This window comes from Arthrobacter sp. AG1021, from assembly GCF_003633665.1.
In the GTDB taxonomy this organism is placed as follows: Bacteria; Actinomycetota; Actinomycetes; order Actinomycetales; family Micrococcaceae; genus Glutamicibacter; species Glutamicibacter soli.
Genome location: NZ_RBLB01000008.1, coordinates 515674 through 537807, shown reverse-complemented (window position 1 = coordinate 537807; position 22134 = coordinate 515674). Strand labels below are relative to the sequence as shown.

General features: G+C 62.3%; 27 protein-coding genes and 1 tRNA gene. 3 read left to right on the top strand and 25 right to left on the bottom strand.

All coding sequences use genetic code 11. The annotated features are described in order from the left end of the window. Positions 1-1551, bottom strand: a complete 1551-nt coding sequence (locus DFO58_RS10990) for a carbohydrate-binding domain-containing protein (RefSeq protein ID WP_120990791.1) — start codon at positions 1549-1551, stop codon at positions 1-3. A gap of 180 nt (positions 1552-1731) precedes the next feature. Further along, entirely contained in the window at positions 1732-3171 is a 1440-nt protein-coding gene (gndA, locus tag DFO58_RS10985; RefSeq protein WP_120990789.1) for an NADP-dependent phosphogluconate dehydrogenase, read from the bottom strand. 208 nt (positions 3172-3379) lie between these two features. Here gndA and DFO58_RS10980 point away from each other — a divergent pair, with 208 nt between their 5' ends. Further along, complete coding sequence (locus tag DFO58_RS10980; protein WP_047118993.1) at positions 3380-4111, top strand: FCD domain-containing protein; 732 nt, start codon at positions 3380-3382, stop codon at positions 4109-4111. Positions 4112-4199: 88 nt separating this feature from the next. On the opposite strand, the gene DFO58_RS10975 is transcribed toward DFO58_RS10980, so the two are convergent. Next, positions 4200-5621: a GntP family permease gene (locus DFO58_RS10975; RefSeq protein ID WP_047118992.1), complete on the bottom strand. Its 1422-nt coding sequence runs from the start codon at positions 5619-5621 to the stop codon at positions 4200-4202. A gap of 52 nt (positions 5622-5673) precedes the next feature. Then, the gene (locus DFO58_RS10970) at positions 5674-6192 is read right to left on the bottom strand and encodes a gluconokinase (RefSeq protein WP_053798009.1); all 519 of its coding nucleotides are present in this window, start codon (positions 6190-6192) and stop codon (positions 5674-5676) included. A 318-nt stretch (positions 6193-6510) separates the two neighbouring features. Between DFO58_RS10970 and DFO58_RS10965 the strand changes: the two genes are divergently transcribed. After that, the gene (locus tag DFO58_RS10965) at positions 6511-6774 is read left to right on the top strand and encodes a GlsB/YeaQ/YmgE family stress response membrane protein (RefSeq protein ID WP_047118990.1); all 264 of its coding nucleotides are present in this window, start codon (positions 6511-6513) and stop codon (positions 6772-6774) included. A gap of 84 nt (positions 6775-6858) precedes the next feature. On the opposite strand, the gene DFO58_RS10960 is transcribed toward DFO58_RS10965, so the two are convergent. Continuing rightward, positions 6859-7782, bottom strand: a complete 924-nt coding sequence (locus tag DFO58_RS10960) for an HNH endonuclease family protein (RefSeq protein ID WP_235359897.1) — start codon at positions 7780-7782, stop codon at positions 6859-6861. Positions 7783-8091: 309 nt separating this feature from the next. On the opposite strand from DFO58_RS10960, the gene DFO58_RS10955 reads away from it, so the two are divergent. Further along, on the top strand, positions 8092-8784 hold the full coding sequence (locus DFO58_RS10955; RefSeq protein WP_082123887.1) for a hemolysin III family protein: 693 nt from the start codon (positions 8092-8094) through the stop codon (positions 8782-8784). Positions 8785-8955: 171 nt separating this feature from the next. On the opposite strand, the gene DFO58_RS10950 is transcribed toward DFO58_RS10955, so the two are convergent. The 20 genes from DFO58_RS10950 to DFO58_RS10870 all read right to left on the bottom strand — a co-directional run bounded on the left by DFO58_RS10950 (position 8956) and on the right by DFO58_RS10870 (position 22131). Further along, the gene (locus tag DFO58_RS10950) at positions 8956-9150 is read right to left on the bottom strand and encodes a CsbD family protein (RefSeq protein ID WP_047118988.1); all 195 of its coding nucleotides are present in this window, start codon (positions 9148-9150) and stop codon (positions 8956-8958) included. 43 nt (positions 9151-9193) lie between these two features. Continuing rightward, positions 9194-9415, bottom strand: a complete 222-nt coding sequence (locus tag DFO58_RS18260; RefSeq protein WP_147407266.1) for a hypothetical protein — start codon at positions 9413-9415, stop codon at positions 9194-9196. A 176-nt stretch (positions 9416-9591) separates the two neighbouring features. Beyond that, on the bottom strand, positions 9592-9774 hold the full coding sequence (locus tag DFO58_RS18255) for a hypothetical protein (protein ID WP_146956155.1): 183 nt from the start codon (positions 9772-9774) through the stop codon (positions 9592-9594). A gap of 197 nt (positions 9775-9971) precedes the next feature. Further along, positions 9972-10047: transfer RNA gene (locus tag DFO58_RS10945), tRNA-Val, on the bottom strand. A 98-nt stretch (positions 10048-10145) separates the two neighbouring features. After that, positions 10146-11279 (bottom strand): AI-2E family transporter, encoded by a 1134-nt coding sequence (locus DFO58_RS10940; protein ID WP_120990787.1) that lies wholly within the window; start codon positions 11277-11279, stop codon positions 10146-10148. A gap of 56 nt (positions 11280-11335) precedes the next feature. Beyond that, positions 11336-11668 carry a hypothetical protein gene (locus DFO58_RS10935; RefSeq protein ID WP_120990785.1) on the bottom strand — a complete coding sequence of 111 codons (333 nt, stop codon included), beginning with the start codon at positions 11666-11668 and terminating at the stop codon, positions 11336-11338. 102 nt (positions 11669-11770) lie between these two features. After that, on the bottom strand, positions 11771-11920 hold the full coding sequence (locus DFO58_RS18505) for a hypothetical protein (RefSeq protein ID WP_183043171.1): 150 nt from the start codon (positions 11918-11920) through the stop codon (positions 11771-11773). 10 nt (positions 11921-11930) lie between these two features. After that, entirely contained in the window at positions 11931-12287 is a 357-nt protein-coding gene (locus tag DFO58_RS10930; protein WP_120990783.1) for a hypothetical protein, read from the bottom strand. A gap of 242 nt (positions 12288-12529) precedes the next feature. Then, the gene (locus DFO58_RS18875) at positions 12530-12826 is read right to left on the bottom strand and encodes an HNH endonuclease (protein ID WP_353616383.1); all 297 of its coding nucleotides are present in this window, start codon (positions 12824-12826) and stop codon (positions 12530-12532) included. A 376-nt stretch (positions 12827-13202) separates the two neighbouring features. Then, positions 13203-14465 carry a hypothetical protein gene (locus tag DFO58_RS10920; protein WP_147407264.1) on the bottom strand — a complete coding sequence of 421 codons (1263 nt, stop codon included), beginning with the start codon at positions 14463-14465 and terminating at the stop codon, positions 13203-13205. 233 nt (positions 14466-14698) lie between these two features. After that, a complete protein-coding gene (locus DFO58_RS10915) occupies positions 14699-14944 on the bottom strand; it encodes a hypothetical protein (protein ID WP_120990777.1) in 246 nt (81 codons plus the stop codon). Between the two features lie 24 nt (positions 14945-14968). Next, on the bottom strand, positions 14969-15958 hold the full coding sequence (locus DFO58_RS10910; protein ID WP_120990775.1) for an N-acetylmuramoyl-L-alanine amidase: 990 nt from the start codon (positions 15956-15958) through the stop codon (positions 14969-14971). Between the two features lie 79 nt (positions 15959-16037). Continuing rightward, positions 16038-16391 carry a hypothetical protein gene (locus DFO58_RS10905; protein ID WP_120990773.1) on the bottom strand — a complete coding sequence of 118 codons (354 nt, stop codon included), beginning with the start codon at positions 16389-16391 and terminating at the stop codon, positions 16038-16040. Positions 16392-16442: 51 nt separating this feature from the next. Beyond that, positions 16443-16700, bottom strand: coding sequence for a hypothetical protein (locus DFO58_RS10900; RefSeq protein ID WP_120990771.1), 258 nt, complete (start codon positions 16698-16700; stop codon positions 16443-16445). Continuing rightward, positions 16697-18430: a hypothetical protein gene (locus DFO58_RS10895; RefSeq protein WP_120990769.1), complete on the bottom strand. Its 1734-nt coding sequence runs from the start codon at positions 18428-18430 to the stop codon at positions 16697-16699. Before DFO58_RS10895 ends, DFO58_RS10900 begins: the two co-directional genes overlap by 4 nt. A gap of 14 nt (positions 18431-18444) precedes the next feature. Further along, positions 18445-18792, bottom strand: coding sequence for a hypothetical protein (locus tag DFO58_RS10890; protein ID WP_120990768.1), 348 nt, complete (start codon positions 18790-18792; stop codon positions 18445-18447). 37 nt (positions 18793-18829) lie between these two features. Next, complete coding sequence (locus DFO58_RS18245; RefSeq protein ID WP_147407263.1) at positions 18830-19330, bottom strand: hypothetical protein; 501 nt, start codon at positions 19328-19330, stop codon at positions 18830-18832. After that, on the bottom strand, positions 19327-20358 hold the full coding sequence (locus tag DFO58_RS10880) for a hypothetical protein (protein WP_120990763.1): 1032 nt from the start codon (positions 20356-20358) through the stop codon (positions 19327-19329). The genes DFO58_RS18245 and DFO58_RS10880 overlap by 4 nt, the downstream gene beginning before the upstream one ends. Continuing rightward, on the bottom strand, positions 20348-21478 hold the full coding sequence (locus DFO58_RS10875; RefSeq protein WP_147407262.1) for a hypothetical protein: 1131 nt from the start codon (positions 21476-21478) through the stop codon (positions 20348-20350). Before DFO58_RS10875 ends, DFO58_RS10880 begins: the two co-directional genes overlap by 11 nt. Further along, on the bottom strand, positions 21475-22131 hold the full coding sequence (locus DFO58_RS10870) for a hypothetical protein (RefSeq protein ID WP_120990759.1): 657 nt from the start codon (positions 22129-22131) through the stop codon (positions 21475-21477). Before DFO58_RS10870 ends, DFO58_RS10875 begins: the two co-directional genes overlap by 4 nt. Positions 22132-22134: the final 3 nt, after the last annotated feature.

The following is a 22134-nucleotide window of genomic DNA, read 5'->3' as shown; positions in this document are numbered from 1 at the left end:
TCAACGTGCCCTGGGACCGCCCAGAGCCGAGGAATACTGGCCCGCAGTGACAGTTGCAACTGGCTTGGCCCCGTCCAGCTGCCCGGCACCCAGGCCCGCTGCCACCTCGGCGCTCCCGCCGGTGGAGATCGTGTAGCTGCGGCCGTTCACGATGTCCTTTGAGGAATAAACCAGGTTTTCGGTCGGCTTGCTGGTGACGAAGGTGGCGAGCAGCGTTCCGGCGGAGTCAGCGATCTGGATTACCGTGCCTGCGGGAACCGCGGAACCCAGCGGGACCTGCAGCCCGCCCTGGGTGGATGAACCGCTGGGCCCCTGGGCCATGGAGCCGCTGCCAGCCGCCGCCAGCACGCCGCCGGTGATCGTCATCTCCCCGTTCGCGTCGATGGCCCCGTTGCCGGCGCCGGTCGGACCATTGACCACGATCTGCCCGCCGGATATAGCGATGCCGCCATTGGAGTCCAGCCCGTCGCCCTCGGCGTTAACCGTCACGGCCCCGCCGGAGATCTCCAAGTGGAAATCACCCGCCTGCTGCGCGCCGCCCCCGGCGATCGAGGCGTTCAGCCCGTCGTCGTCGGCCGTGGCGTTGACCGTGCCGCCGGAGATATCGATGATGGCCGCTTCCAGCGCTTCGGTCGAGTCGCTGACCACGGCGGTTCCGCCGCTGATCCTCAATGCCGTCTCGGCCTTCAGGCCGTCGTCCCCCACGGAGACGGTGAGCTGCCCGGCGTACTGGTGCAGCCAGCCGAGGTCCTCGCTGGCGTCGTTGGTGGACTTGATGCCATCCCCGGCGGCGGTCACGGTGTAGTTGCCGCCGAGCACCAGCACGTAGTCCCTGCCTATCAGCCCGTCATCAGCGGCGGCCACCGTGACCTGCCCGGAATCCAGGACCAGCCCGTCAGCGCTCGCGATGCCGTCTTGGTGGTTGCCCTCCACAGACAACTCGCCGCGCCCGGCGATGGTCAGGTCCGCCATCGAGTAGATCGCGGCGTTCGGCGCGTCCGCGGCGGTGTCCGCATAACTCGGGGCGTCGCTGGCGGAGTTTCCGGTCCCCTCCTCCAGGTACAGCAGCACCTCGTTCGCCTGCGCGGCCAGGATGGCGGGCCCCGTGGACGAGGTGATGTGCGCGCCGTCCAGGATGATCCGCACCAGGGCATCCTTGGGGGCATCCACCACCAGCTGGCCGTCGCCGAGCGTCCCGGAGACGCGGTAGGTGCCCGCGGCATTGATGCTCACGGTGCCGCCGGACACGGAGACCTCCTTCGCGTTCTCCCCCGCGGCCGTCGAGCCGGAGTCTGCCAGCGCAAGCGTGGTTTCCGCGGAGGCGTCCCAGTGCAGGTCATCGGCGTCGAAATGGGTGTCCTCGATGACGTCCTTGGCCGAGGCGGTGCTGGTGTCGGGCGAGGCGCTGGGCACCGCGGCGCTTTGGAAGGTGCTGTTGCCGGTCACCTCGGACACGGTTTTCATCGACCCTGCGGAGCATCCGGTCAGGGCCAAGGCCAGACACAGGGCCGCAGCCGATGCCAGGGCCTTGGTGCGAAACGGGAACTTCATGGGTCAACCTCGGGGAAATTGAAGGGGCAGTACCCATTGTTTTCCGCCAGGCTGTGACAGCTCTGTTCAGCGCAAAAGCCGCACGTATGAATCCAGCCGGCGGCGCTCGCCGGGAATACGCAAAAGCCGGCCGGGCCGGGGAAAATTCCCCTGCCCGGCCGGCTTTAGGCGCCAGAAGACCTAGTGGGTGTCTTCTGCTTCGATCTCCGAGCGGTCCCCGCTCCACAGCGTGTGGAAGGTGCCGTCCTTGTCGGTGCGGCGGTAGGTGTGCGCACCGAAGAAGTCGCGCAGTCCCTGGGTCAGGGCCGCCGGCAGGCGGTCGCGGCGCAGGCCGTCGTAGTAGGCCAGCGAAGAGGAGAACACCGGTGCCGGGATGCCCAGCTGCACCGCCACTGCCACCACGCGGCGCCAGGCCGGAACCGCCTTGGCGATGGCCTCGGAGAAGGCCGGGGTGAACAGCAGGTTGGCGGGCTTTGCGTCGCCCTTGTAAGCGGCCATGATGTCCTTGAGCAGGGCGGCGCGGATGATGCAGCCCTCGCGCCACAGGCCGGCGATCTCGTCCAGCTTCAGTTCCCAGTTGTACTCGTCGGCAGCCGAGGTGAGCATGTCGATGCCCTGGGCATAGGAGACCAGCTTCGAGGCGAACAGCGCCTGGCGCACGTCCTCCACGAAGTTCTCCGGCAGCGCGACCTCGGTGGTCTCGCCGGCCAGCGCGCTCTGGCCCACGGCGCGGATCTCGCGCTGCGAGGACAGGGAGCGGGCGAACACGGATTCGGCGATCGCAGAGACCGGGGAGCCCAGGTCCAGGCCGGACTGCACGGTCCAGCGGCCGGTGCCCTTCTGGCCTGCGGAGTCCTGGATGACATCGATCAGCGGCTTGCCGGTGGCGGCGTCGGTGTGGCCCAGGACCTCGGCGGTGATTTCAATCAGGAAGCTGGACAGGTCGCCCTGGTTCCAGTCGGCGAAGATCTTGGCCTGCTCGGCCGGCTCGATGCCCGCGGCGCTGCGCAGCAGGTCGTAGGCTTCGCCGATGACCTGCATGTCGGCGTACTCGATGCCGTTGTGGACCATCTTCACGAAGTGGCCGGCGCCGTCGGTGGAAATCCAGGCGCAGCATGGGGCGCCGTCGTCGGCCTTGGCGGAGATCTTCTCCAGCATCGGGCCCAGGGCCTTGTAGGACTGGGCCGAGCCGCCGGGCATGATCGATGGGCCGAGCAGCGCGCCCTCTTCGCCGCCGGAGACGCCGACGCCGACGAAGTGCAGGCCCTTTGCGGCCAGCGAAGCCTCGCGGCGGCGGGTGTCGGTGTAGTGCGAGTTGCCGCCGTCGATGATGATGTCACCCGTATCCAGCAGCGGAACCAGCTGGTCGATCACGGAATCGACCGGGCCGCCGGCCTTGACCATGATCATCACGCGTCGCGGGGACTCGAGGTTCGCGACAAGCTCTTCCAGGGATTCGGTGCGGATGAAGTCTCCTTCATCGCCGTGGGCCTCAAGCAGCGCGTCGGTCTTGGCGACCGAGCGGTTGTGCAGGGCGACGGTGTATCCGTTGCGGGCGAAGTTGCGAGCGAGGTTCGCACCCATCACGGCCAGACCTGTGACACCAATCTGTGCAGGCATAAAAATAAGTCTCCATCAATTACCGGGAGGTGGGCCGGGAACAGAGACCGGAACAGTCACGGTCTCAGATCACGACCACGTGACCTTCCCATCTTACAAGGGTTCGACAGGCGTTTCCCAGAGCACTCACGCACTTAAAACATATTTGTTTACGCGTGGCGGGGCCCGCGATAGCCAATGCCGCCTGCTCATTGGCTAAACTGGCGTCATGGCAACTAGTCTGCACGCTCATGTGGTTGAGCACCTCGGCTCCCGCATCGTCAGCGGACAAATTCCCCGCGGCTCCATCATCCTGGCCGCCGATCTTGAGCAGAAACTCCAGGTCTCCCGTTCGGTGATCCGCGAGGCGGTGCGCGTCCTGGCCCAGTGCGGCCTGGTCAACAGCACCAAACGCGTCGGAATCCGGGTGCTCAGCGCCGAGCACTGGAACCCGTACGACGACCACGTGATCCGCTGGCGGCTGGCCAGCGACCAGAAGGGCGCGCAGCTGCGCTCGCTGACCGAACTGCGCATCTCCGTCGAACCGATGGCCGCCGAGCTGGCCGCCGAGGTCGCCCCTGAGGACATGCGCAAGGAACTGATGCTCATCTCGGCGCAGATGAACCACTATGGACGCCAGGGCGATTTGCGCCGCTTCCTCGAACTCGACATCCGCTTCCATGCGCTGGTGCTCGCCGCCAGCGGCAACGAGATGTTCGCGAACCTGTCCACCCCGATCGGCGCAATCCTGCGCGGGCGCACCGAGCTGGGCCTGATGCCCGAACGCCCCCACGAGGAGGCGCTGCTGTGGCACCAGTCGGTGGCGGACGCGATCTCCAACTCCGACCCGGCCGCGGCCCGGCGCAATATGGAAAGCATCATGCGCCGCACGCACAACGAGATCTCCAGCCTGTGGGAGAACGAGCCGCGATTGTTCGTGGACCCGGCCAAGACCAGCTGATCCCCCGGCGCAAAATCAAAGGATCCCGCTGCGTGCACCTTGCATGGTGCGCACAGCGGGATCGTGTGGTTATGCGGTCCGGGCCCGGCTAGGCGAGCACGGTGGCGATGCCGTAGAGCACCATCACGAAGACGAAGCCGACAACCGAGACCAGCGCCTGGCCCACGGTCCACACGCGCAAGGTGGTCGGCACGTCCATCTGCATGAAGCGCGAGACCAGCCAGAAGCCCGAGTCGTTGACGTGGCCGGCGAACACCGAGCCCGCGGCCAAAGCGAGCACCATGGTGGCGACCTGGAAGGCGCTCAGCGAGGCATCGGCCAGCACCGCCGGCTGCACGATGGCTGCCGCAGTGGTCAGCGCCACGGTGGCCGAACCCTGCGCCAGGCGCACGATCGCGGCGATGAGGAAGCCGGCAATGATCAGCGGCAGGCCTACGGATTCCAGCGAGTCGGCGATGGCTGTGCCGATGCCGCTGGCGCGCAGCACGCCGCCGAACATGCCGCCGGCGCCGGTGATCAGGATGATCGAGCACACCGGGCCCAGCGCCGAGTCGACCACGGTTTCGATCAGGGTCTTGGCCTTGCCGGTGCGGAAGCCCAGCAGGTAGATCGCCAGCATCACGGTGACCAGCAGCGCCACCGGGGTCTCACCGAACAGGCGCAGCCACTGCACCCAGTCGGCCTTGGGGTCGACCACGCCGGCGGTGCCGAGCATGTTCAGGCCGGTGTTCATGAAGATCAGCAGCAGCGGGAGCAACAGCAGGCTGAACACGGTGCCCACCGAGGGGGAAGACTTGAACGGATCGGCTTCGCCCGGCTTGGCGCCGCCCAGTGCGGCATCCAGGATGTTCGGCACGGAGATGTCGAACTTCTTGCCCACGAACTTGCCGAACAGGTGGCCGGCGAAGAACCAGGTGGGGACGGCGACCAGCAAGCCGAGCAGCAGCACCAGGCCGACGTTGGCTTCCAGCAGGCCGGAGGCGGCCACCGGACCCGGGTGCGGCGGCACGAACACGTGCATCACGGAGAAGGCGGTCGCGGCCGGGATCGCGTAGGTGAGCAGCGAGCCGCCCAGCCGGCGTGCGACGGTGAAGATGATCGGCAGCATGACCACCAGGCCGGCGTCGAAGAAGATCGGGAAGCCGAAGAGCAGGGAGGCCACCGACAGCGCCAGCGGAGCGCGCTTTTCGCCGAACTTGCCGATGAGCCAGTTGGTCAGCACGTCGGCGCCTCCGCTGGTTTCCAGCATGCGGCCGAGCATCGCGCCCAGGCCGACCAACAGGGCGACGCTGGCCAGCGTGCTGCCGAAGCCGCCGGTCATCGTGGAGATGATGGAGCCGGCCGGGATGCCTGCGGCGATCGCCGTCAGCAGGCTGGTGATCACCAGCGCCAGGAAGGCGTGGACGCGGAAGCGGATGATCAGCACCAGCAGCACGGCGATGGCCGCGGCCGCCAGGGCCAGGAGCGCGGGGGTGCCCAGCGTCCAGTTGAGTTCGAGCTCAGTTGTCATTGTCGTCCTTGATCAAGTCGAGCGTGAGGGATGGGTGTCCAGGCCACGCGGCCTAAGCGGTCGGTGCGGGAAGGGCCGCGAGCAGTGCGTCGACGATCTGCGCGGGGGTCTGCGTGATGTCGGCGGTGAGCACCCGCTCGTCGCTGCCGGGTTCTTCCAGCGTGGCCAGCTGGCTTGCCAGCAGCGAGGCGGGCATGAATTCGTGGTCGCGGGCCGACATGCGTTCCCCGATGAGGGATTTGCCGCCGGACAGATGCACGAACAGGGTGGAGGGCTCATGGGCCCGAATCAGGTCCCGGTAGGAACGCTTGAGCGCGGAGCAGGCCAGCACGATCGGGCTTCCGGCGTGGTTGGTCTCGGCCAGCTTCAGGCCGATGATTTCAAGCCATGGTGCGCGGTCCGCGTCGTCCAAGGCATGGCCGGCGGCCATCTTGTCCCTGTTGGACTGAGGGTGCAGCGAATCCCCGTCGATGAAGGCCCGCTCCAGCCGGCGGGCCAGCAAGTCGCCGATGGTCGACTTGCCGCTGCCGGAAACACCCATCACCACGATGGGAGGGATCATTTCAGTCATGTGTCACTCCATTGTGCATGAACCCTGTAATCAGACTTTAGTGATCCAGTGATTCATAAAATCATATTTATACAGACTAAAAGTCAGTCCCTGTGATGTCAAGCAAGTTCTCCTGGCTGGCCTCCCGCCCTTGGATCCGCGCAGGTCAGCTGTCTGCGGCGTAAATTCCAAGGGCTGCCTCAAGCTGTTGGAGTCCAATTCCTTGGGGAATTCTGAGAAATTCGCACCGCCTGCAGACCAGCTCATTTATCGAGGGGTATTCTCACGATCAAGCCGGTCAACCCGGACTGCTAGGACCAAAGAGCATTGGAGTAAACAATGGGATTCTTAGGCTTCATTCTTCTAGGACTGATTGCCGGTGCCATCGCAAAGGCCATCATGCCCGGAAAGCAGGGAGGCGGCTGGATCGCGACCCTGCTGTTGGGAGTCGTCGGCGCCGTACTCGGCGGATGGCTCGGCAGCGTAATTTTCAACAAAGGCCTCGAAGAATTCTGGGACCTGTCAACGTGGCTGCTGGCGATCGCCGGCGCCTTGGTGGTCCTGTTCATCTGGGGACTAGTCACCAAGCGCACGGCGCACTGACTGAACGAATGACCCGCAGGGACGGCAGTATTCGCCGACCTGCGGGTCATTGCGTGCCCGGCTACGAAACCGGAACGAGCTCAGTTATATGCGCCAGCGCAAACGGCTTTCGCTCTTCGAGGACTTGCAGGTGTAGGTTTTGCCAGCCTTCGACTTGCCCTTCTTGCCCTTGTCAGCGCTCTTGCAGAACGCTCCGGGCGAAACCAAGCCCTTCACCGTGCCCGGTGCCTTGGGCTTGGAGGTTGTGCTCGGCTTCGAGGAACCGGCAGGCTTGATCGGGGTGACCTTGGCGGCCTTCTGGTTCTTGCAGGAGTTCAAGACCTTGCTCATGGCCTTCTTTTCGGACGAGGTCACCGAGAGCGCGTATTTCTTCTTCACGCTGATCTGGGTAGCCACGTACTGGCAGCGGAAGGACTTGTTTTTCGGCAGCCATTCGGCGGCATTCTTGTCCCCCTTCTGGCGGTTGGCCGAGGCATCGGCCGCGATCAGGTTCAGCGGATCGTTGGCCAAGGCCTGGCGCTGGGCCTGCGAAAGCTTCTGGCCGCCCGAAATCCACGCATTCTTCAATGCCACCACGTGATCGATGTCGACGGAGCCCGACTTGACCTTCCAGTTGATCTTCTTGCCGGTGTAGAGGTCGTTCAAGGTTCCCGAAGCCACCGTGCACTTCTTCTTGTCCTTGAACTTCACCTTGGACATGTCCCGCGACAGGGCCTCCTGGCGCTCATCGCATTTGTCCTTGTCGAAGTCCTTCCAGCCGTTGCCGAATTCGGCATTGCGGTTGTACCCCGTCGCCGGCGCCTTGCCCTTCACCGGCAGCGTATTCAGGACTGTCAGCGCCTTGGGGCCGTTGAGCTTGGCGCCGGGCTTGACCGCCTTCGATTTCGTTGAAACCAGTTCCGCTTCAAGCGGTTGCACCGCGGATATTGCGGATTCCCCGACGGCCTGCGCCGAGGTGCGCGTGTCCGCCCCGGGAGCAGAACATCCGACGAGCACCAATGCGCTCACTGATACTGTGGCCAAAAGGCGGCGCAGCATATTTCCCCATTTTGAAAATTTGAGTGATGGTGCCCCGAGCGAGCGCAGCCGTAACTCATTCGCCCTTGCAGATGGACGAAGAATTCCCCCGCCACGAGAGAGTTTAGCCAATGACGCCGACATCCGGGGAACGTTGATGAAATCTTCAAGTTCTTAGTCTTCATACTTCATTCACCGCGTCCCGCCGCAGCGGAATTCTGTTGGGCACAGCACGTTGCCAGAGAGGTGCCGTAGACTGCAAGCAGTTGGGCGCTACGCCCGAAGGACCAAAGGATTCGCATGACTTCGCCTACGCTGTCAGCTGCCAAGCAGCCGAAACGCCCACTTCGACAACTGGCAGTCCAGGGCACCGAGAGGACTCGCTGGCGGGGATTAATCCACGCGTGGTCGACGCCGGGCATCATCATCATGGGTCTGCTGCTCATCGTGCTGGCGGACGGACACCTGGCTGAATGGACTACCGCCGTCTTCGCCCTGAGCTCGATCACCCTATTCGGCACCTCCGCGCTATATCATCGCGGCAATTGGACGGATAAGATCATGGGCTTGTTCCGCCGAGCGGACCACGCGAACATCTTCTTGTTGATTGCCGGTACCTATACTCCCGTCGCCTCGTTGACGCTTCCGCCCAAGCAGGCGATCATCGTGCTTTCGATCATCTGGACCGGGGCCCTGTCTGGAATTGCCGTCAAGTCGTTCTGGCCGTGGGCTCCACGCTGGGTCGGCGTCAGCCTCTACATCCTGCTGGGATGGGGCGCCGTCATGTATCTCCCGGCGTTCTGGGCGGCAAATCCTGCGGTCATGATCCTGATCGTTGCAGGCGGGCTCGCCTACACCGTTGGCGCTGTCTTCTACGCCACCAAACGCCCCAACCCTCTGCCGAAAATCTTTGGCTTCCACGAGCTGTTCCATGCCTGCACCATTCTTGCTTTCCTCTGCCACTGGACAGCAGTGCTCTTGGTAGCCCTGTAGGATCCGCTCCGCGAAGTCCACGGTCACCAGACAACGCACGGCGCCGACCAGCTCCCCGAGGGGGCGGGTCGGCGCCGTGCGTTGGACTTTGGCCATGCCGCTGGGGCCGAAAACGCCCCGAACACTTCATCAGTGTCCGGGGCGTTCGAGGTTTAGTCGCCAGTCGCAGGCTTACTTCGTGAAGTCGTCCTTGATGTTCTTGGCTGCGTCCTTGACGTGTTCTCCAGCTTGCTTGGTCTTGGCAGCTGCCTGGTCGGCGAGGCCTTCGGCCTGCAGGTCTTCATTGTTGGTAGCGTCGCCGACCTTCTCCTTGACCTTGCCGCTTGCTTCCTGTGCCTTGTTCTTGATCTTGTCCCCGAAACTCATGTGCGTTTTCCTCACTGTCGCTGGAACTTCGTACTATCTCACGCTAGCAATTTAGCTTCCGGAGCAGGTGGGTAGCTGCTGAATAGAAACCCGAAAAACCAGCACTTGCTTGCGACGCATGGAACAGGCGGATATCCTCAAGGCCGCTGTCGCGGGCAACCAGGTTATCTAAACAAGCTTCACTTTCACGGGCCGATGGATGGCAATCTTCTGCCCGCCGAATCATGAGGTTGGAATCCGAGTCAACAACATCATTATTGGCCAATGTTCTACGTAGACTTCAGCAGCTCTTTCCATCGGGACGCGGAAAACCCCACCAATTTCTTGGTGGGGTTCTCTTGCGAGTGAAGGTATTCGTGGCTATCCCCATATCCACGCAAACCGTATGCCGCTCCGGACTACGCCCCCCGGTTTGTCCGGATCCTGCGACTATCACTGTTGCTAGACTACAGCCGCCTGCCGACAATCGGAGTAAAGCGCTCCAATTGTTTCAATATGGCCAAGTAATACTTCGTCACGGAGCAGAAATTCGCTTCTTGCCTCAGGAAAGTCAATAAAACCGACTTTCTCACGCACAGCAATTTGCACCGACGCGTGGGAGTCTAGGTGCTTGAAAATGCTCATTCAGGTCTAGCCGCCATGCTTCCACGCTTTTGACCAGACGGGCCGACCGGCATGGCAGTCTTGGCCTGGATTCCTGCGAGGAAAGTAGAACCTCAGACGACATCTAATTCACTCTGGGGCCGCCACCGACCTAAGGCTTCTGGAAAGAGGAAACCCGCGCAAGTGATCGTGAAGATCGCTTGAGCGGGTTTCATATTTGGTGGGCCCTACCGGGATCGAACCGATGACATTCACGGTGTAAACGTGACGCTCTACCAGCTGAGCTAAAGGCCCTTGGCATTGCCAGCCGAGGATATTTCCCCGCGCCAACAGGGAATAACTTTACGGGGAACCCTGCATCCACGCAAGTCAGGACTCCGTGACATACATCTCTAGGACGGTGGCTCGGTTTGCGCGTCCCGCTTGGGGATCACTATTTCACGCACGACGATCAGGATCGAGGCGGTGATGGGGATGGCAAGCAAGGCTCCGAACAGGCCCATCAGCGCGGCGCCGGTCATGGCGGCGATAATGACCAAGACGCCGGGGACATTTACCGCCTTGCCCATGATTCGAGGCGTAACTTGATATGCCTCCAATTGGACATAGATGAAATAGGCAATCAGGAATACCAGCGCCGCCGATGGGCTGATGAGCAATGCGCCCAAAGTGCCAATGATAAGAAACAGAACCGAACCGATCATCGGAATCAGGGTAATCAAGAACGCCATCAAGGCGAATAAGACTGCTACTTGTGAGCCGAGCAGCAGGAAAATCACCAGAACCACTGCGGCGTTGATGGCCGACAGCGTGACGGCCCCAGCAACCGCCTTGCCGACGGCGAAAACGATCGAATTCAGCGTCGTCGAAAACTTCTCGCGCCGATAGGCCGGCACCAGACGCGCGACGGCCAGCTTCATCGGATCCAACGTGGAGACGAAATACAGGGTCAAGACGATCACCAGGAAAGCTGACGAGATCCCATTGACGATGCCCATGCCGACATGCAGCACGCCCCCGGACAGTGCCAGCAGGTTTTCTGCGGTGAAGTACGTTTCGAAGGCCGCCAGTAGCTGCTCAGTCGCGTTGAACCCCATGGACTCGGAAAGCTCCGTGTACCACTGGCTGGCTTGGATCGCGTCGATTTCCTGCGGGATGCTTGCGAGGAACTCAGTGAATTGGCGGACGATCGCGGGAACAACGAGCGCCGCAATACCGATCATGAGGAGGACAAATGCCACGATAACGGTCAACACGCTCCAGCCATGGGGCATGCCGCGTCCCTTGAGCGCGTTGACGGCCGGCGTCATACCCAAGGCGAGGAAGAGCGCAAGTGTGATGGACATGAGCACCGACGACATCGAGACTACGACCATGGCCAAGCCGACCGCGAGCAATGCTCCCGCGGCCATGATGAATCCAGTGGCGAACGGTTGTCCTGGTACCACGGCCAGGCTCTTGGGAAAACTGCTCAGGGTGAAGGTGCGCCGCCCGCGGTGATCCGGCACTTTCGAATCCATGCTCATGGCAGTACCCTACCGTCCAGGCTGCCGGCTGGATACAGTCGACGGCCTAATATGTCCTAGTCGATGCCCAAGTCGAGGGCCACCATGTGCTGGTTGTTTCCAGGCAAGGCGTCCCTCACTCCCAGCCCATCCTCCAGGGCAATCGACCGGAAAACCATTGGCAGGCCTTGAGCTACCAGCGGCGAAACACGGTCCATCAGCTGGGCGTGGACGTGCGGCTGGCCAACGAGGGAAGTCTGGACGCGGCCGAAACGCTGGAACGAATCCTCGGAGAATAATTCCCTAAAGTCACGGAGCGCGGAAACGTAAAAACCCAGGTTCTCGATAGTAAATCGAGAACCTGGGTTCCAATTGGTGGGCCCTACCGGGATCGAACCGATGACATTCACGGTGTAAATGTGGGTGTACTCCGCGTCATCTCGGGGCTGGATGGGGGTGCTTACGTGTTTCTTACGTGTTCAGATGCGGTCCGGAAACGGTGCAAATAAAGCCTAGGCTTCCCGGTCGACACGGATGTTGAGACGCTGCGCGCCTTCGGGGACCATGCCGAAGGCTTCGTCGCGGGCTGTTTCGTAGTCGGTGCCGTGCACGGATACCGTGCCGGTCTGCCCGTCTTGCTCATAGGTGACAATGACTTCCATAAGGCGAAGTCTAGTCGCCTCCGGGGCCGGGTTCTTCTTGTGTGTAGACGGTCCACGGGTCTGGGCGGAAGGTGATTTTAGCATCTTCAGTGTCATGCCAGTCGCTGTCGTCCTCCACACTGAGCCAGATGCTATCCCGCTGGCGGATCCGGACCGCGTTCTCGGTGGGGACCCATTTGAAGTAGAGCTGACCGGTCGTGACGTAGTCAATGATCCGCTTCGGGTATTCGATGAACACCTCACCCTGGACCCACCCGATCACACGCGCGTGGTAACGGCCGCGCTCGTCGTCCGTCACCTGGACGTATGGCCGACGGTTCGGCTCGTAGCGCTTCATCCGATCAAAGCGGGGGTCGCGTTGCTCCATGGGTACATTCTGCCTTATGCCGCATATTGAACGTGTCATTCGACTTTCGAATCATGCCGGAAGGAGATATGGTGAGATTGTTTGGGTAACCCCTGAACAAGCTACTGTCTGGGCAAGCCGTTCGTGTCCCCCAAGTTCGAACGGCCGGCAGTAGGGCCTGATGGAATCCCCCAAGTTTCGTCAGGCTGCCCCCTCAACGTAGAGAAGCCGCCCCACCCTCGAATGAGGATGGGGCGGTTCTCTTAGTGGGTGATGGAGTCGTGATCGCTGTGGGTAAACAATTCCCTGCGCTTCGCTTGGATCGCAGCTTCGGCTTCGGCTATGGTTTGGAAAACGCCAATCCCAATGAGCTTGCCATTGTGCCGGAGCATACCGCGCCATTTCTTGGACGATTCATGCCAATAGACGCCACGAACCCCGGACCCTTGATTGTTCCGCTGAGCGTTTTGCCGATGCTCCGCGTTTTGCTTGTTCGTAACAGGTCGAAGGTGGCTGGGGTTGACGCAAGCCCTGTTGTGGCAGATGTGATCAAGAAACATTCCATCGCCGATGTCCCCGATCATCCATTCATAAGCCAGTCGGTGCACGTATTCGTGACGGCCTTGAAAGCTGAATTGAGCGTATCCCCCGCTCGTTTTCGGGCCGTTCCATTCCCAGCATGATTCTGTCTTCGTGACCCTGGCCCAGAATCTGGTCTGAGAGTCAGGCTCTCGAATTGGCTTCAGCTCGACCCCGCGATATTTCTGCGTGTAGTGCCCGTTGCATAGCCCACGCGATTTTGCAGACCGAAGACATCCTGAAAATGAACAGGTACGATTGTTCACAGCCACTCCTTGTTAGTGGTTAGGCCCCGGATTACAGTGTTGACGCACTGCCGGGGCCATTCTTATGACCTTTCAATTCTACCGAAAATCCCTAGTGAATTCGATAGTGGTCCCACATTCCCGGGAGGTCAGCGCCGACTAAGAATGTGGTGGTGCCTGGCCGGGAGTATGCGCCGGTGGAGTCGGTGAACCATTTCGACCCGGGGTCGACGGTGGTTGCCTGGATGCGGGTGTATGGGCCGTAGTCGTTGACTGCTGCGCTGTGCCGGTGCGCGGTGAACCATAGGTCCGGGATGAATCGGCGTGTGTGCACAAGGTTCTGGGATTGCTTGGCCAGCCATGTTTCTTCCGCGCCGCTGATCTTGTGCCCGTGCGCCATGGCCATGTTCACGCCCGACACTGTGGTGGTAGTGATCATTTCGTCGCGCGGGATGTTGAACTCAATGTGTTCGAGCTCTGGGTGGAGTTTGCATAGGGTGGCGAGGGTGTCGCCGATTAGCCCTGTGGCGTTGTCCGCATCGTCGGTGACGTTGTCTCGTCCGTTGCCGCGGGAGAGCTGCCCGTGATTGCACATGCAGGCCGCGTAGGTTGCGGTTTTGAACCGGGGCGCAAGGGCTTTGAGCCATGCGAGGTTCTGTTCGAGGGCGAGGTTCAGTTGGTCGCGCATGTTGAGGTCGACGGTGTGGGTTTGGGATGCGTAGGATCCTGCGACGTTCTCCGTGTGGTCGCCGAGGTTGGCGAAAAGGACGCCTTCGGGTCGGATGCCTTGGGCGGCGAGCTGGTCGAGGTCGCGGGTGATCGCTTCGAGGGATGCGTTCAGGCGGCGGAGCGTCCCCGGGGTGCCGTCACCTTCGCCTTTGCCGAGCTGCCAGTCTGCCATGCCGATGACGTAGGTGACAGGCGGCCGGGACGGCGTGGTGGATGCTGGGGTTGGTGCCCAGTTGCGGATCTGGTCGCGTAGGGTCGCGTAATCGATCATCCCCTGCTTTTTGCGGGTGAACTTGGCCCGGTAGGAGTAGAGGTTGACGATGTCGCGGGTGCCGTCTTCGAGGCCCTTGGACTGCTGCCACATGGACATGCGGACGGTGTCGTCGACGATGGTGAACTGTTCGGGGTCGAGGTTGAACCGTTCGAAGATGTGGGTCCAGTCGGTGAGCGGTTCGCTGGTTTTGATTTCGGTGAATTCGCCGCCGTCGGGGCCGACGTCGACTTTGCCGGATTCGGCGCGTGGCGCGGCCGGTGCAGGTCGGTCATCGACGGCTGCTGGGTTGGTGCATTTGCAGGTGCCGGCGCGGTGGTAGTTGATGGTGCTCTTGCCGATCAGGTGACCGTGTTCTGCAAGTTCTTTGGCCATTGCGCGGGAGGTGATGGGTTGGTCTGTGAGCCCGGTTTTGTTGAGGGCCGCGGCGAATGTGCAGTACACGTGTCCCCTTGCCTGAGAAAAGTTTTGGTGCCAGGCACCCGGCTAACGTACGCGTCCCGGGTGCCCAGCATTGCGGTGGTCCAGTCGCCACCGCGCGACTCCCGGGAGCGACCCGGGAAACTGATGATCATTTTCATGTGGTGGTGAAAATGATGCTGACTTGGCTAGTCGCCGAGGGTGCCCTCAGATGGGCCGTCCCCGGTGACGTTGGTGTTGCCGGCCGCGACGAAGCCGAACGCGCCGCCGATGACGCCAAGCACGGCGCCGCCGCCGATGGCCCAAGCTGGGGCGGTCTGTCCGACTGCGGAGGTGTAGGCGAGGATACCGGTCTGGGCGAGGGACAGGGTACCGAATGCGACGTACAGGGTGGTGCGGATTCGGGCGGGGATGAGCTGGGTCCAGTTGTTCACTGTGGGTTCTCCTTTTGGCGGGGGTTATGGGTGGGTGGGGATGCCGAGCATCTTGCAGAAGACGGGGCCGGGCACGGCGTCGGGGTAGCCCTTGTAGGCCTTGCCGTGGTTGCGTTCCATGACTTCGAGGACGCGGGCCTTGGTGCGCTTGCCGTAGTCGCCGTCGACGACCAAGGTGGTCCCCTTCCACTTGTTCATGGCAGTCTGCAGCTGCTTGACCCAGTTGTAGTGGGCTTGGGTCTTCGGACCCCACACGCCGTCGGCAACGAGGCCGCCGAACTCTTGGGTGCGTTGGTAGTACTCGATGGCTTCGTCTGTGACTCCACCGGCTACGCCGTCGATGTCGCCCTTGTAGTGGCCCATGCGCTGCAGAGCCTTCTGGACGTCCTTGACCTTCTGCTTGGACAGGTGCTTGTTCTTGTTGGTGGCGACCGGCTTCGGCTTCTTGATTGGCTTCTTGTCTCCGACTGGGACGATGTCGACGCCGCCACGTGCGACGGACACGATGCCTGGGACCTGTTCGATACGGTCGCCGCCGGGGCAGATCTTGCCGTATGCCTTGGACCAGGATTCGCCGCCAGCTACGCGCCAGGGGTCGCAGCCGAGGCGGTGGTATCCCACGCCCTTGGAGGACGGCTTGGAGTTTGGCATGAGTGCCATGGTCACGCCGAAGCGGCTCTTGGCGAACGCGCAGATGCGGGCGAGGGCTGCGACCTGTTGGGAGGTCCAGGAGCCGTGACCCATGCCTTGGGTTTCGACGGTGATGGCGCGGGAGTTGCCGGCGCCGTTGGCCCAGCTGATGTATTCGGCGCCGAGGTATTGCTCGATGGTGCCGTCGCGGCGGACGTAGAAGTGGCTGGATGCGCTGGCGTTGGGGTTGGTGAACCATCCGTAGAGGCTGGATGCTTCGGTGACTGCGATGTGGAGGATGACGCAGTCGGTGCGGGCGCGGGCGCGTTTGGTGTAGTTCCGGTTGATGGGCTTCCAAACCACACCGGGCATTTTGATGGTCACGGTGGTGACTCCTATCTGTTTTTGGGTACTGAAAAGCCCCGCACCGGGTGGGTGGTGCGGGGCTTAGGGTTGGTGCAGGCTATTCGGGTTTGGTTGGCCCGGTGTCTGCGGCGTATTTGTCGTGGAGTGCTGCGAGCTGGTCGGATTGTTCGTCGAGCTGTTCGCCTTGTTTCGCCTGTGTTTGTTCGACGCGTTTCACAGCATCTTTGAGGGATGAGCCGTGGTTGGTTTTCACTTCGTGTTCGATGAGTGCGACACGTTCCATGAGCCCTGGGCGAGCCGGTACGCCTGAGCGTGCGGGTTCGCCTGCGACGTCGTCTACGAAGTGGTTCAGTTTGCGCACGAAGGGCCAGACGACTTTGCCGAGCCATACGGCTAGCCCGACGAGGATGACGATGACGGTGATGATGAGGTACGGCAGCCATTCAGGCATGGGCTCTGCTTGCCTTTCGGTTATGGGCTGCGGTGAGTAGTTGAGGGATGGTCAACGAATACTCACCCGGCCTGCGAGTAGGACTGGGGTTTCGGGGTCGTCGCGGATTTTGGTGTAGATCGAGTATTCGCCGATGTCGAGGTTCTCGATCATGATTCCGCGTTTGCCGTCGAGTTCGATGGTTGGCACCCACTCGCCTGGACGTTGACCGAATGGGACGAGGCTGACTTCGAAGTCTGTGGCGGGGGTGCCGTCTCGGGTGACGACGATGGGTTGGAATTCGGCTGTTTCTTTGAGGTATGTGCTCATAGGTCTGCTTTCCACCTTTTCGGGGCGAGGTTGGCAGTCTGGGTGGGGGTGGGTAGTTGTGCGTGCCATTGGCGTGCGCCGAGATGGGCGGTGACGGTGATGTCCCTGCGGGTGTCGGGCAGGGTGATGGTGAGCTTCCCAGTACCTGTGAAGGTGATGGCCACGGCCATGCTTGAAGTGTGCTGCGCAGTGAGTGTTCCGGCTCCGCTGCCGATGGTGTGGATTTTGGTGTGCGCGGTGCCGTTTGCGGTGAGCTGTCCGGTACCGGACAGATCCGTTTGGATGGCGCGACTGTTGTCGATTCCGACGGTGAGTGTTCCGGAGCCGCTGAGCTTGGCGCTGGTTTCTAGTGCTGGTGCCAGCGTGGCAGTGAGTTGCCCTGCGCCTTGCGAGCTCATTGCGGTTGCGAGGTCGGGATAAACTGCCGCGCTGAGCGTGCCAGCGCCCGACAGGGCCACGCTCACGGCCCCAAGGCGACTGGTGGACATGGTGAGCGTGCCAGCGCCGGAGAGGGCCACTGAGGCTTGCGCCGCGGGGACCGCTTTGAGGGCCAGTGAACCGGCGCCCGATGCCAGGTACTCCAGCGCCCATGCCGGGTGCACGTCTGGTGTCAGGGTGCCCGCGCCGGACAGGATCAGCTCGGTGTCCGAGGTAGTCGATGTCGACGCTTCGAGCGTGCCACTGCCTGCCATAGTGACGGCGGTGGCGATGCCCGGGGCAACCGTGACGCTCAGCGTGCCGGCACCAACCAGACCGAGGCCAGCCGTCGCGCCTGGTGACACGCTGCCAAGCATCGAACCGGACCCGGTGAGCGTGACCGTCATGCTTCCGGCCTGTGTAGCTATCGCGGACAGAGTACCGGACCCGGCGAACGCCGCGGCCCTGCTGAACCCCGGCGACGAGTCTGCTGCCAGCGCACCGGAACCGGTGAGCGTCATACTTCGGGAGGGCCCCGGCGCCGTGCTGATGGAGAGCGTTCCGGATCCTGTTAGCGGTGCGGGCTTGGTGAACCCTGGTTTGCCTGTTGCGGCGAGCGTACCGGCACCGGAAAGCCCTGCGTTTCGGTTCGTTGACGGCTTGGCCGTGGCGCCGAGGGTGCCGCTGCCAGACAATGCGATTGACCGGCTGTAGTCCGACCCCCCGCCGCCACTGGAGCTGACGTAGGCGGCGATTATCGCCGTGCGCCCGCCGACGCTGGAACTCCACGTTACCGTGGCGCTCTGCGCAGTGCCGCCCTCGACCTCCGCGACAGCTACTGCATGGGATGGGTAGTCTGCCGCTGAGACGTAGGTGTCGAGTACTTCGGTGAATGGCGAGTTGTAGACGACATCTCGGACGGCAGTGTTATCGGTGACCGATCCGAACGATGCGATCAGCGTCTTCGGCCCCGCGACCGGGGTGATCGACGGTGAGGTGTAGGTGGTGGCGTATGCGGTGTTGTTCGCCGACTGGGCGATGCTATACGCGCCGTTTACCTCGGCGATCCACCAGGTGCCCTGGCCGTTGGCGGTGAAGTTGTAGCTCGTGCCGCCCCCAGGCCGGTCCCATAGGTAGTGCCCCATCCAGTTGACCTGGCTAGTGCGGATGGTCCAGCCCGAGGGGGTGTTCACAACCGTGTTGCCCGCAATGAGGACGACCACGGTGCTTGATGCCGACGATGCGACCGGCAGGGCTACGGTGAAGCTGGCGTTGCCGTTGAACTGCCCTGAGGCTTGCTGGATAACGGGCATCGCCGATCACCGCCTTAGCTCTGTTGGTAGGTGTACGTCACCGTCAAGGTGCCCTGCGATGCGAAATTCTGGCTGGTCACCGTGCCGCCGTCTACGTAGTTGCCCGCAGTGAGAGCGGTGTGCAAACCAACGCCAGCGATGGTCGCACCCGATGGGACATCGAACGTGGCCGTCGCCGTGATGGTGCTGACCGTGCCGTTGTCGTTCGGGGCGCTCCACGTGAGCGGCTTTCGGGCATAGACCCCAGTGGGTTCCGTTCCGGCCGTGCCAGACGGTGCGGTCGTGTAAATCGCTCCGTGGGTCGCCAAGTTTCCGTACGCCACCGATGCGGCGTTGCGTCCTGCTGCTGTCTTGATAGCCATGGTGGCTCCAACTTTCTACGAGTGAGCGGTGGCCCGCTTATTTGGTGAGTGTGCCCAGGCTGAAGCCCGAGCTGATTTGAATAATGCCCATCGGAACCAGACGGCCACCGATAGCCGCGAACTCAGCCGACGGAAGGAACCGGTGCTTCACCGTGTCCACAGGCGACCAAACCCCGCCCGAACTCTGCACCTGATAGCCGAACTCCAGAGACTCACCATCCGTGCTGCCCGGCGCCCAGTAGTAAGCGTCCGGGCTGTTGCCGTTGATGATCTCCGCCGCCGAACCAGACACCTGCACCCAACGCTGCGCAACCGATGCGCCAACATTCGAGGTTTCCGTACCGTGAAGTTCGATCCGACCCCATGCCGGGAGGTCCTTCACATCAGGGCCAGCGTTCGGCGACGGGGTAGGTGGTGCCGTCACTTCCACACGGTGCAACCGTGCTTTCAGCGCCGACGGTGCGGTCACCTCGATACGGTGGAGTCGGCCCGCCGGTGACACGGTGGAAACTTCGATGCGGTGAAGCCGGGCCGTCATAGGGCGCTATCCCTGATTTCGAGGTACAGATTGTCACGCGGCCACTCCAGCAGGTTCGTTTCCGAATTGGTCGTCGTGAAGCTGTAGGAAGTAATGGACGTCGGAAGAGTTGTGGCTCGTTGTGCGATCAGCGTCGACCCCTGCAACAGTCGGATCGTGCGAGTGATCACCGGGGACGCGGACGTCGCCGAATGCCGCAGGTTCACCGTCACCGGCCCCAACGTGAGCGGGTTCAACGCGAACATTATCGGCGTATTTACCGGCGAGTTGATCGACTCAACATAAGTCGTATCCGAATCATCAGCGACAGCGGTAGTGAAATTCGTGGTGCCAACCACCGAATAATCACCCGAGTTGTCCACCATGTCCCACGGCCGCACCGTCGAAGACGGTTCCAACGTCGGACGGGCAGGGCCCAGCCACGCGGTGGACCCGTCGTTCACCCGGACGTCGTCGATGTCCGTCGTCTGCGAACGGTTCCCGTAAATGTCCGCGGCAGCGATCTGCGTCGAACCGAGGTTCATGCCTTCCTGGTTCAGGCTGGCCAGCAAGGTCAAGCTGTTGCCCTTGTAGACACGGACCTTTCCGGTGCTCGCGATCACGTCCGCTAGCACTTCGATGCGGTACCAGGTGTTGGTTGAAAGGGTCACGCCGACCGCGGTGTCGCCGGTGACCACAGACCCGTCAGTGTGCAGCGTGCCGTCCTGGCGCAGCGACAGCCGCCATGCCGTTCCTGATGCGTTCCGCAACGTGGCCAGTAGCTTCTGGGCGGCCGGGAGCACCGTGAACCGGATGTTGAACGCGAACGACACCTGATAGTTCGGAGCCAGTAACCCCCACCGAGTGGTGATGTCGTTCGTGGAAGCTGCCGCCGCGCGAATACCAAACGACCCGGAGTTCTTCGCCGCGGCCATGAACTTGATCGTGCCCTCAGAGTTCGGATTCGAGATCAGCTGTGCGCCACTCAACGGGGCGGTGACGGTCGCACCTTCGGTGCCGCCCTCCATGTCATAGTGCTTAAGCGCCATTCTGGACGCCTCCGTTCGCGTAAGGGTTGATGTAGTAGTACTCCAACGGTTGGCCGTTCTTGCCTGTCACCGTCGGAGGTGTGCGTTGCATCTGGTTCGCCAAGGTCCACGTCTCCACCACGAACCGGCCGCCACCAACCGTGGTGGCATCCCACGTCGGGTCGTTGATGGTCAGCTGGCAGTCCACGCCGCCGCGCGCCCCGTCCGAGTTCAGAGACATGTGCAAGGTGCCGCCGACCGCGTTGCGGTTGCAGATGATCGACGGTTTGTTATAGGTGATGCGCGTCGACTGTTCGTGGTTCGCGCCATACCCGGAACGGACACCCGGCCCAGAGCCGATGTACTCGGCACGCAGGTTGTTCACCACAGAATCGGTGGAGTGGTACCAAGCGATACCGCCGCCGCCCGTGTACGTGTGATGCAAGTACGGGTTATTTATCTCGATGTTCGAGCAGTTGTTAGGCATGATCGGTGACGACGCGACCAGCTCGCCGTTGCGGCGGCCGTCGACCTCCACGTTGTTGATCTTCAGCCCACCATGAACTTGGAACAGACTGATGCTGCCAGTCTCCCCCGGCGGCACCTTGTTGTACCCGGTGATTCCGGTGAAGTACACGTTCTCGATGAGTCCGCGGACCCGTTCCAGGCGCAGCCCGTGATATTCGTGGCCGAGGTTGGTTCCTTCGACCCGGAAGTTCTTGAACTCCATTTCGATCTCACCGACGCTGGATGGGCTGATCGCGTCAATCAGCATGTACGGCGAAGCGCCGGACGCCCACGGGGTCTTGTTCGATGACGCCATCTTGAAGATCGTGTTGCGTCCGGACCCGGCGAATCCGCGGCAGCCGCCACCGACCTCCGGGTGGCCAAGCCGGACCCCGTCCAGGTACCCGTTGGAGAAGTTGTTCGGCAACATGAACACGTCTTCGGGGAAGGTTAGCTTCTTGTTGCCGGTCACCCGGTTGATGACGGCTTGCAGGTCGTCGCCGGTCACGTACAGGTCCTCATACCTGACGTAGTCCGGTCCTTCGGGGCGTTCCACTTCTACCGGGGGTTGCATGGCGAAAGGCCGGACCAGCCGGTTGTCGAGGGCGTGGAACATGCTGACGTTATCGCTCACGCCGTCCTCCACCAGAAATCGACATTGTTGCGCATCCCACCGGTTCCCGACGACACGATAGCTGGCGCCGGGGCAGGGCCGACCCACGCATATTTCACGGTGCCGGAACTCGACGGGCGGGCCGGCCAGTTCGCGCCGACCTTGCGGATGATGTCGAAGTTGCCGACACCTCCGCCACCTCCGCCTCCGCCGCCAGCTTCCAGGGCATTGACGCGGGTATTCAGCGCCGCGGCTTGCCCGAGCGCGTTCACGGAGTTCGTGTTCGCGCTGGCCGCATAGGAATGGACGCTGTCGATCCACGTCTGCAGCTGCGCACCCGTCGCACCCAGTGGGAGGGTCACGGCGATCTGCACGGGCAGTGCGGAGAAGTTGATTGGGGTCGTGCCGGTTGGCACTTCGACGATCCACGTATGGACGCGCCGGTCAGTGGTTTCCAACTGCACCTGATACCGCCAGCCGTCAGCCGCGGCCGGAGTCGGTTCAACGCCCGCGATGGACGCCTTACCATTGACCAACTGGACCGGATTGCCGGACGGCACCACAACGGCGCCGCCCGACGATACCCAGTTCTGTGTGGGCGCAATGGTCAGCACACCCTCGGTGATTACTTGGCCGCCCGCTTGGGCGAAATCAAAGTTGATTGTGCGAGCCACTGG

Coding starts and splice junctions, on each gene's coding strand:
- DFO58_RS10940 (WP_120990787.1), bottom strand. CDS start 11,279: ATGAGCATGGATTCGAAAGTGCCGGATCACCGCGGGCGGCGCACCTTC.
- DFO58_RS18505 (WP_183043171.1), bottom strand. CDS start 11,920: ATGGAAGTCATTGTCACCTATGAGCAAGACGGGCAGACCGGCACGGTA.
- DFO58_RS10965 (WP_047118990.1), top strand. CDS start 6,511: ATGGGATTCTTAGGCTTCATTCTTCTAGGACTGATTGCCGGTGCCATC.
- DFO58_RS10900 (WP_120990771.1), bottom strand. CDS start 16,700: ATGAGCACATACCTCAAAGAAACAGCCGAATTCCAACCCATCGTCGTC.
- DFO58_RS10920 (WP_147407264.1), bottom strand. CDS start 14,465: ATGGCCAAAGAACTTGCAGAACACGGTCACCTGATCGGCAAGAGCACC.
- DFO58_RS10895 (WP_120990769.1), bottom strand. CDS start 18,430: ATGCCCGTTATCCAGCAAGCCTCAGGGCAGTTCAACGGCAACGCCAGC.
- DFO58_RS10905 (WP_120990773.1), bottom strand. CDS start 16,391: ATGCCTGAATGGCTGCCGTACCTCATCATCACCGTCATCGTCATCCTC.
- DFO58_RS10980 (WP_047118993.1), top strand. CDS start 3,380: ATGGCAACTAGTCTGCACGCTCATGTGGTTGAGCACCTCGGCTCCCGC.
- DFO58_RS10990 (WP_120990791.1), bottom strand. CDS start 1,551: ATGAAGTTCCCGTTTCGCACCAAGGCCCTGGCATCGGCTGCGGCCCTG.
- DFO58_RS18245 (WP_147407263.1), bottom strand. CDS start 19,330: ATGACGGCCCGGCTTCACCGCATCGAAGTTTCCACCGTGTCACCGGCG.
- DFO58_RS10930 (WP_120990783.1), bottom strand. CDS start 12,287: ATGGAGCAACGCGACCCCCGCTTTGATCGGATGAAGCGCTACGAGCCG.
- DFO58_RS18875 (WP_353616383.1), bottom strand. CDS start 12,826: ATGTTTCTTGATCACATCTGCCACAACAGGGCTTGCGTCAACCCCAGC.
- DFO58_RS10950 (WP_047118988.1), bottom strand. CDS start 9,150: ATGAGTTTCGGGGACAAGATCAAGAACAAGGCACAGGAAGCAAGCGGC.
- DFO58_RS10890 (WP_120990768.1), bottom strand. CDS start 18,792: ATGGCTATCAAGACAGCAGCAGGACGCAACGCCGCATCGGTGGCGTAC.
- DFO58_RS10975 (WP_047118992.1), bottom strand. CDS start 5,621: ATGACAACTGAGCTCGAACTCAACTGGACGCTGGGCACCCCCGCGCTC.
- DFO58_RS10955 (WP_082123887.1), top strand. CDS start 8,092: ATGACTTCGCCTACGCTGTCAGCTGCCAAGCAGCCGAAACGCCCACTT.
- DFO58_RS10880 (WP_120990763.1), bottom strand. CDS start 20,358: ATGGCGCTTAAGCACTATGACATGGAGGGCGGCACCGAAGGTGCGACC.
- DFO58_RS10970 (WP_053798009.1), bottom strand. CDS start 6,192: ATGACTGAAATGATCCCTCCCATCGTGGTGATGGGTGTTTCCGGCAGC.
- DFO58_RS18255 (WP_146956155.1), bottom strand. CDS start 9,774: ATGAGCATTTTCAAGCACCTAGACTCCCACGCGTCGGTGCAAATTGCT.
- gndA (WP_120990789.1), bottom strand. CDS start 3,171: ATGCCTGCACAGATTGGTGTCACAGGTCTGGCCGTGATGGGTGCGAAC.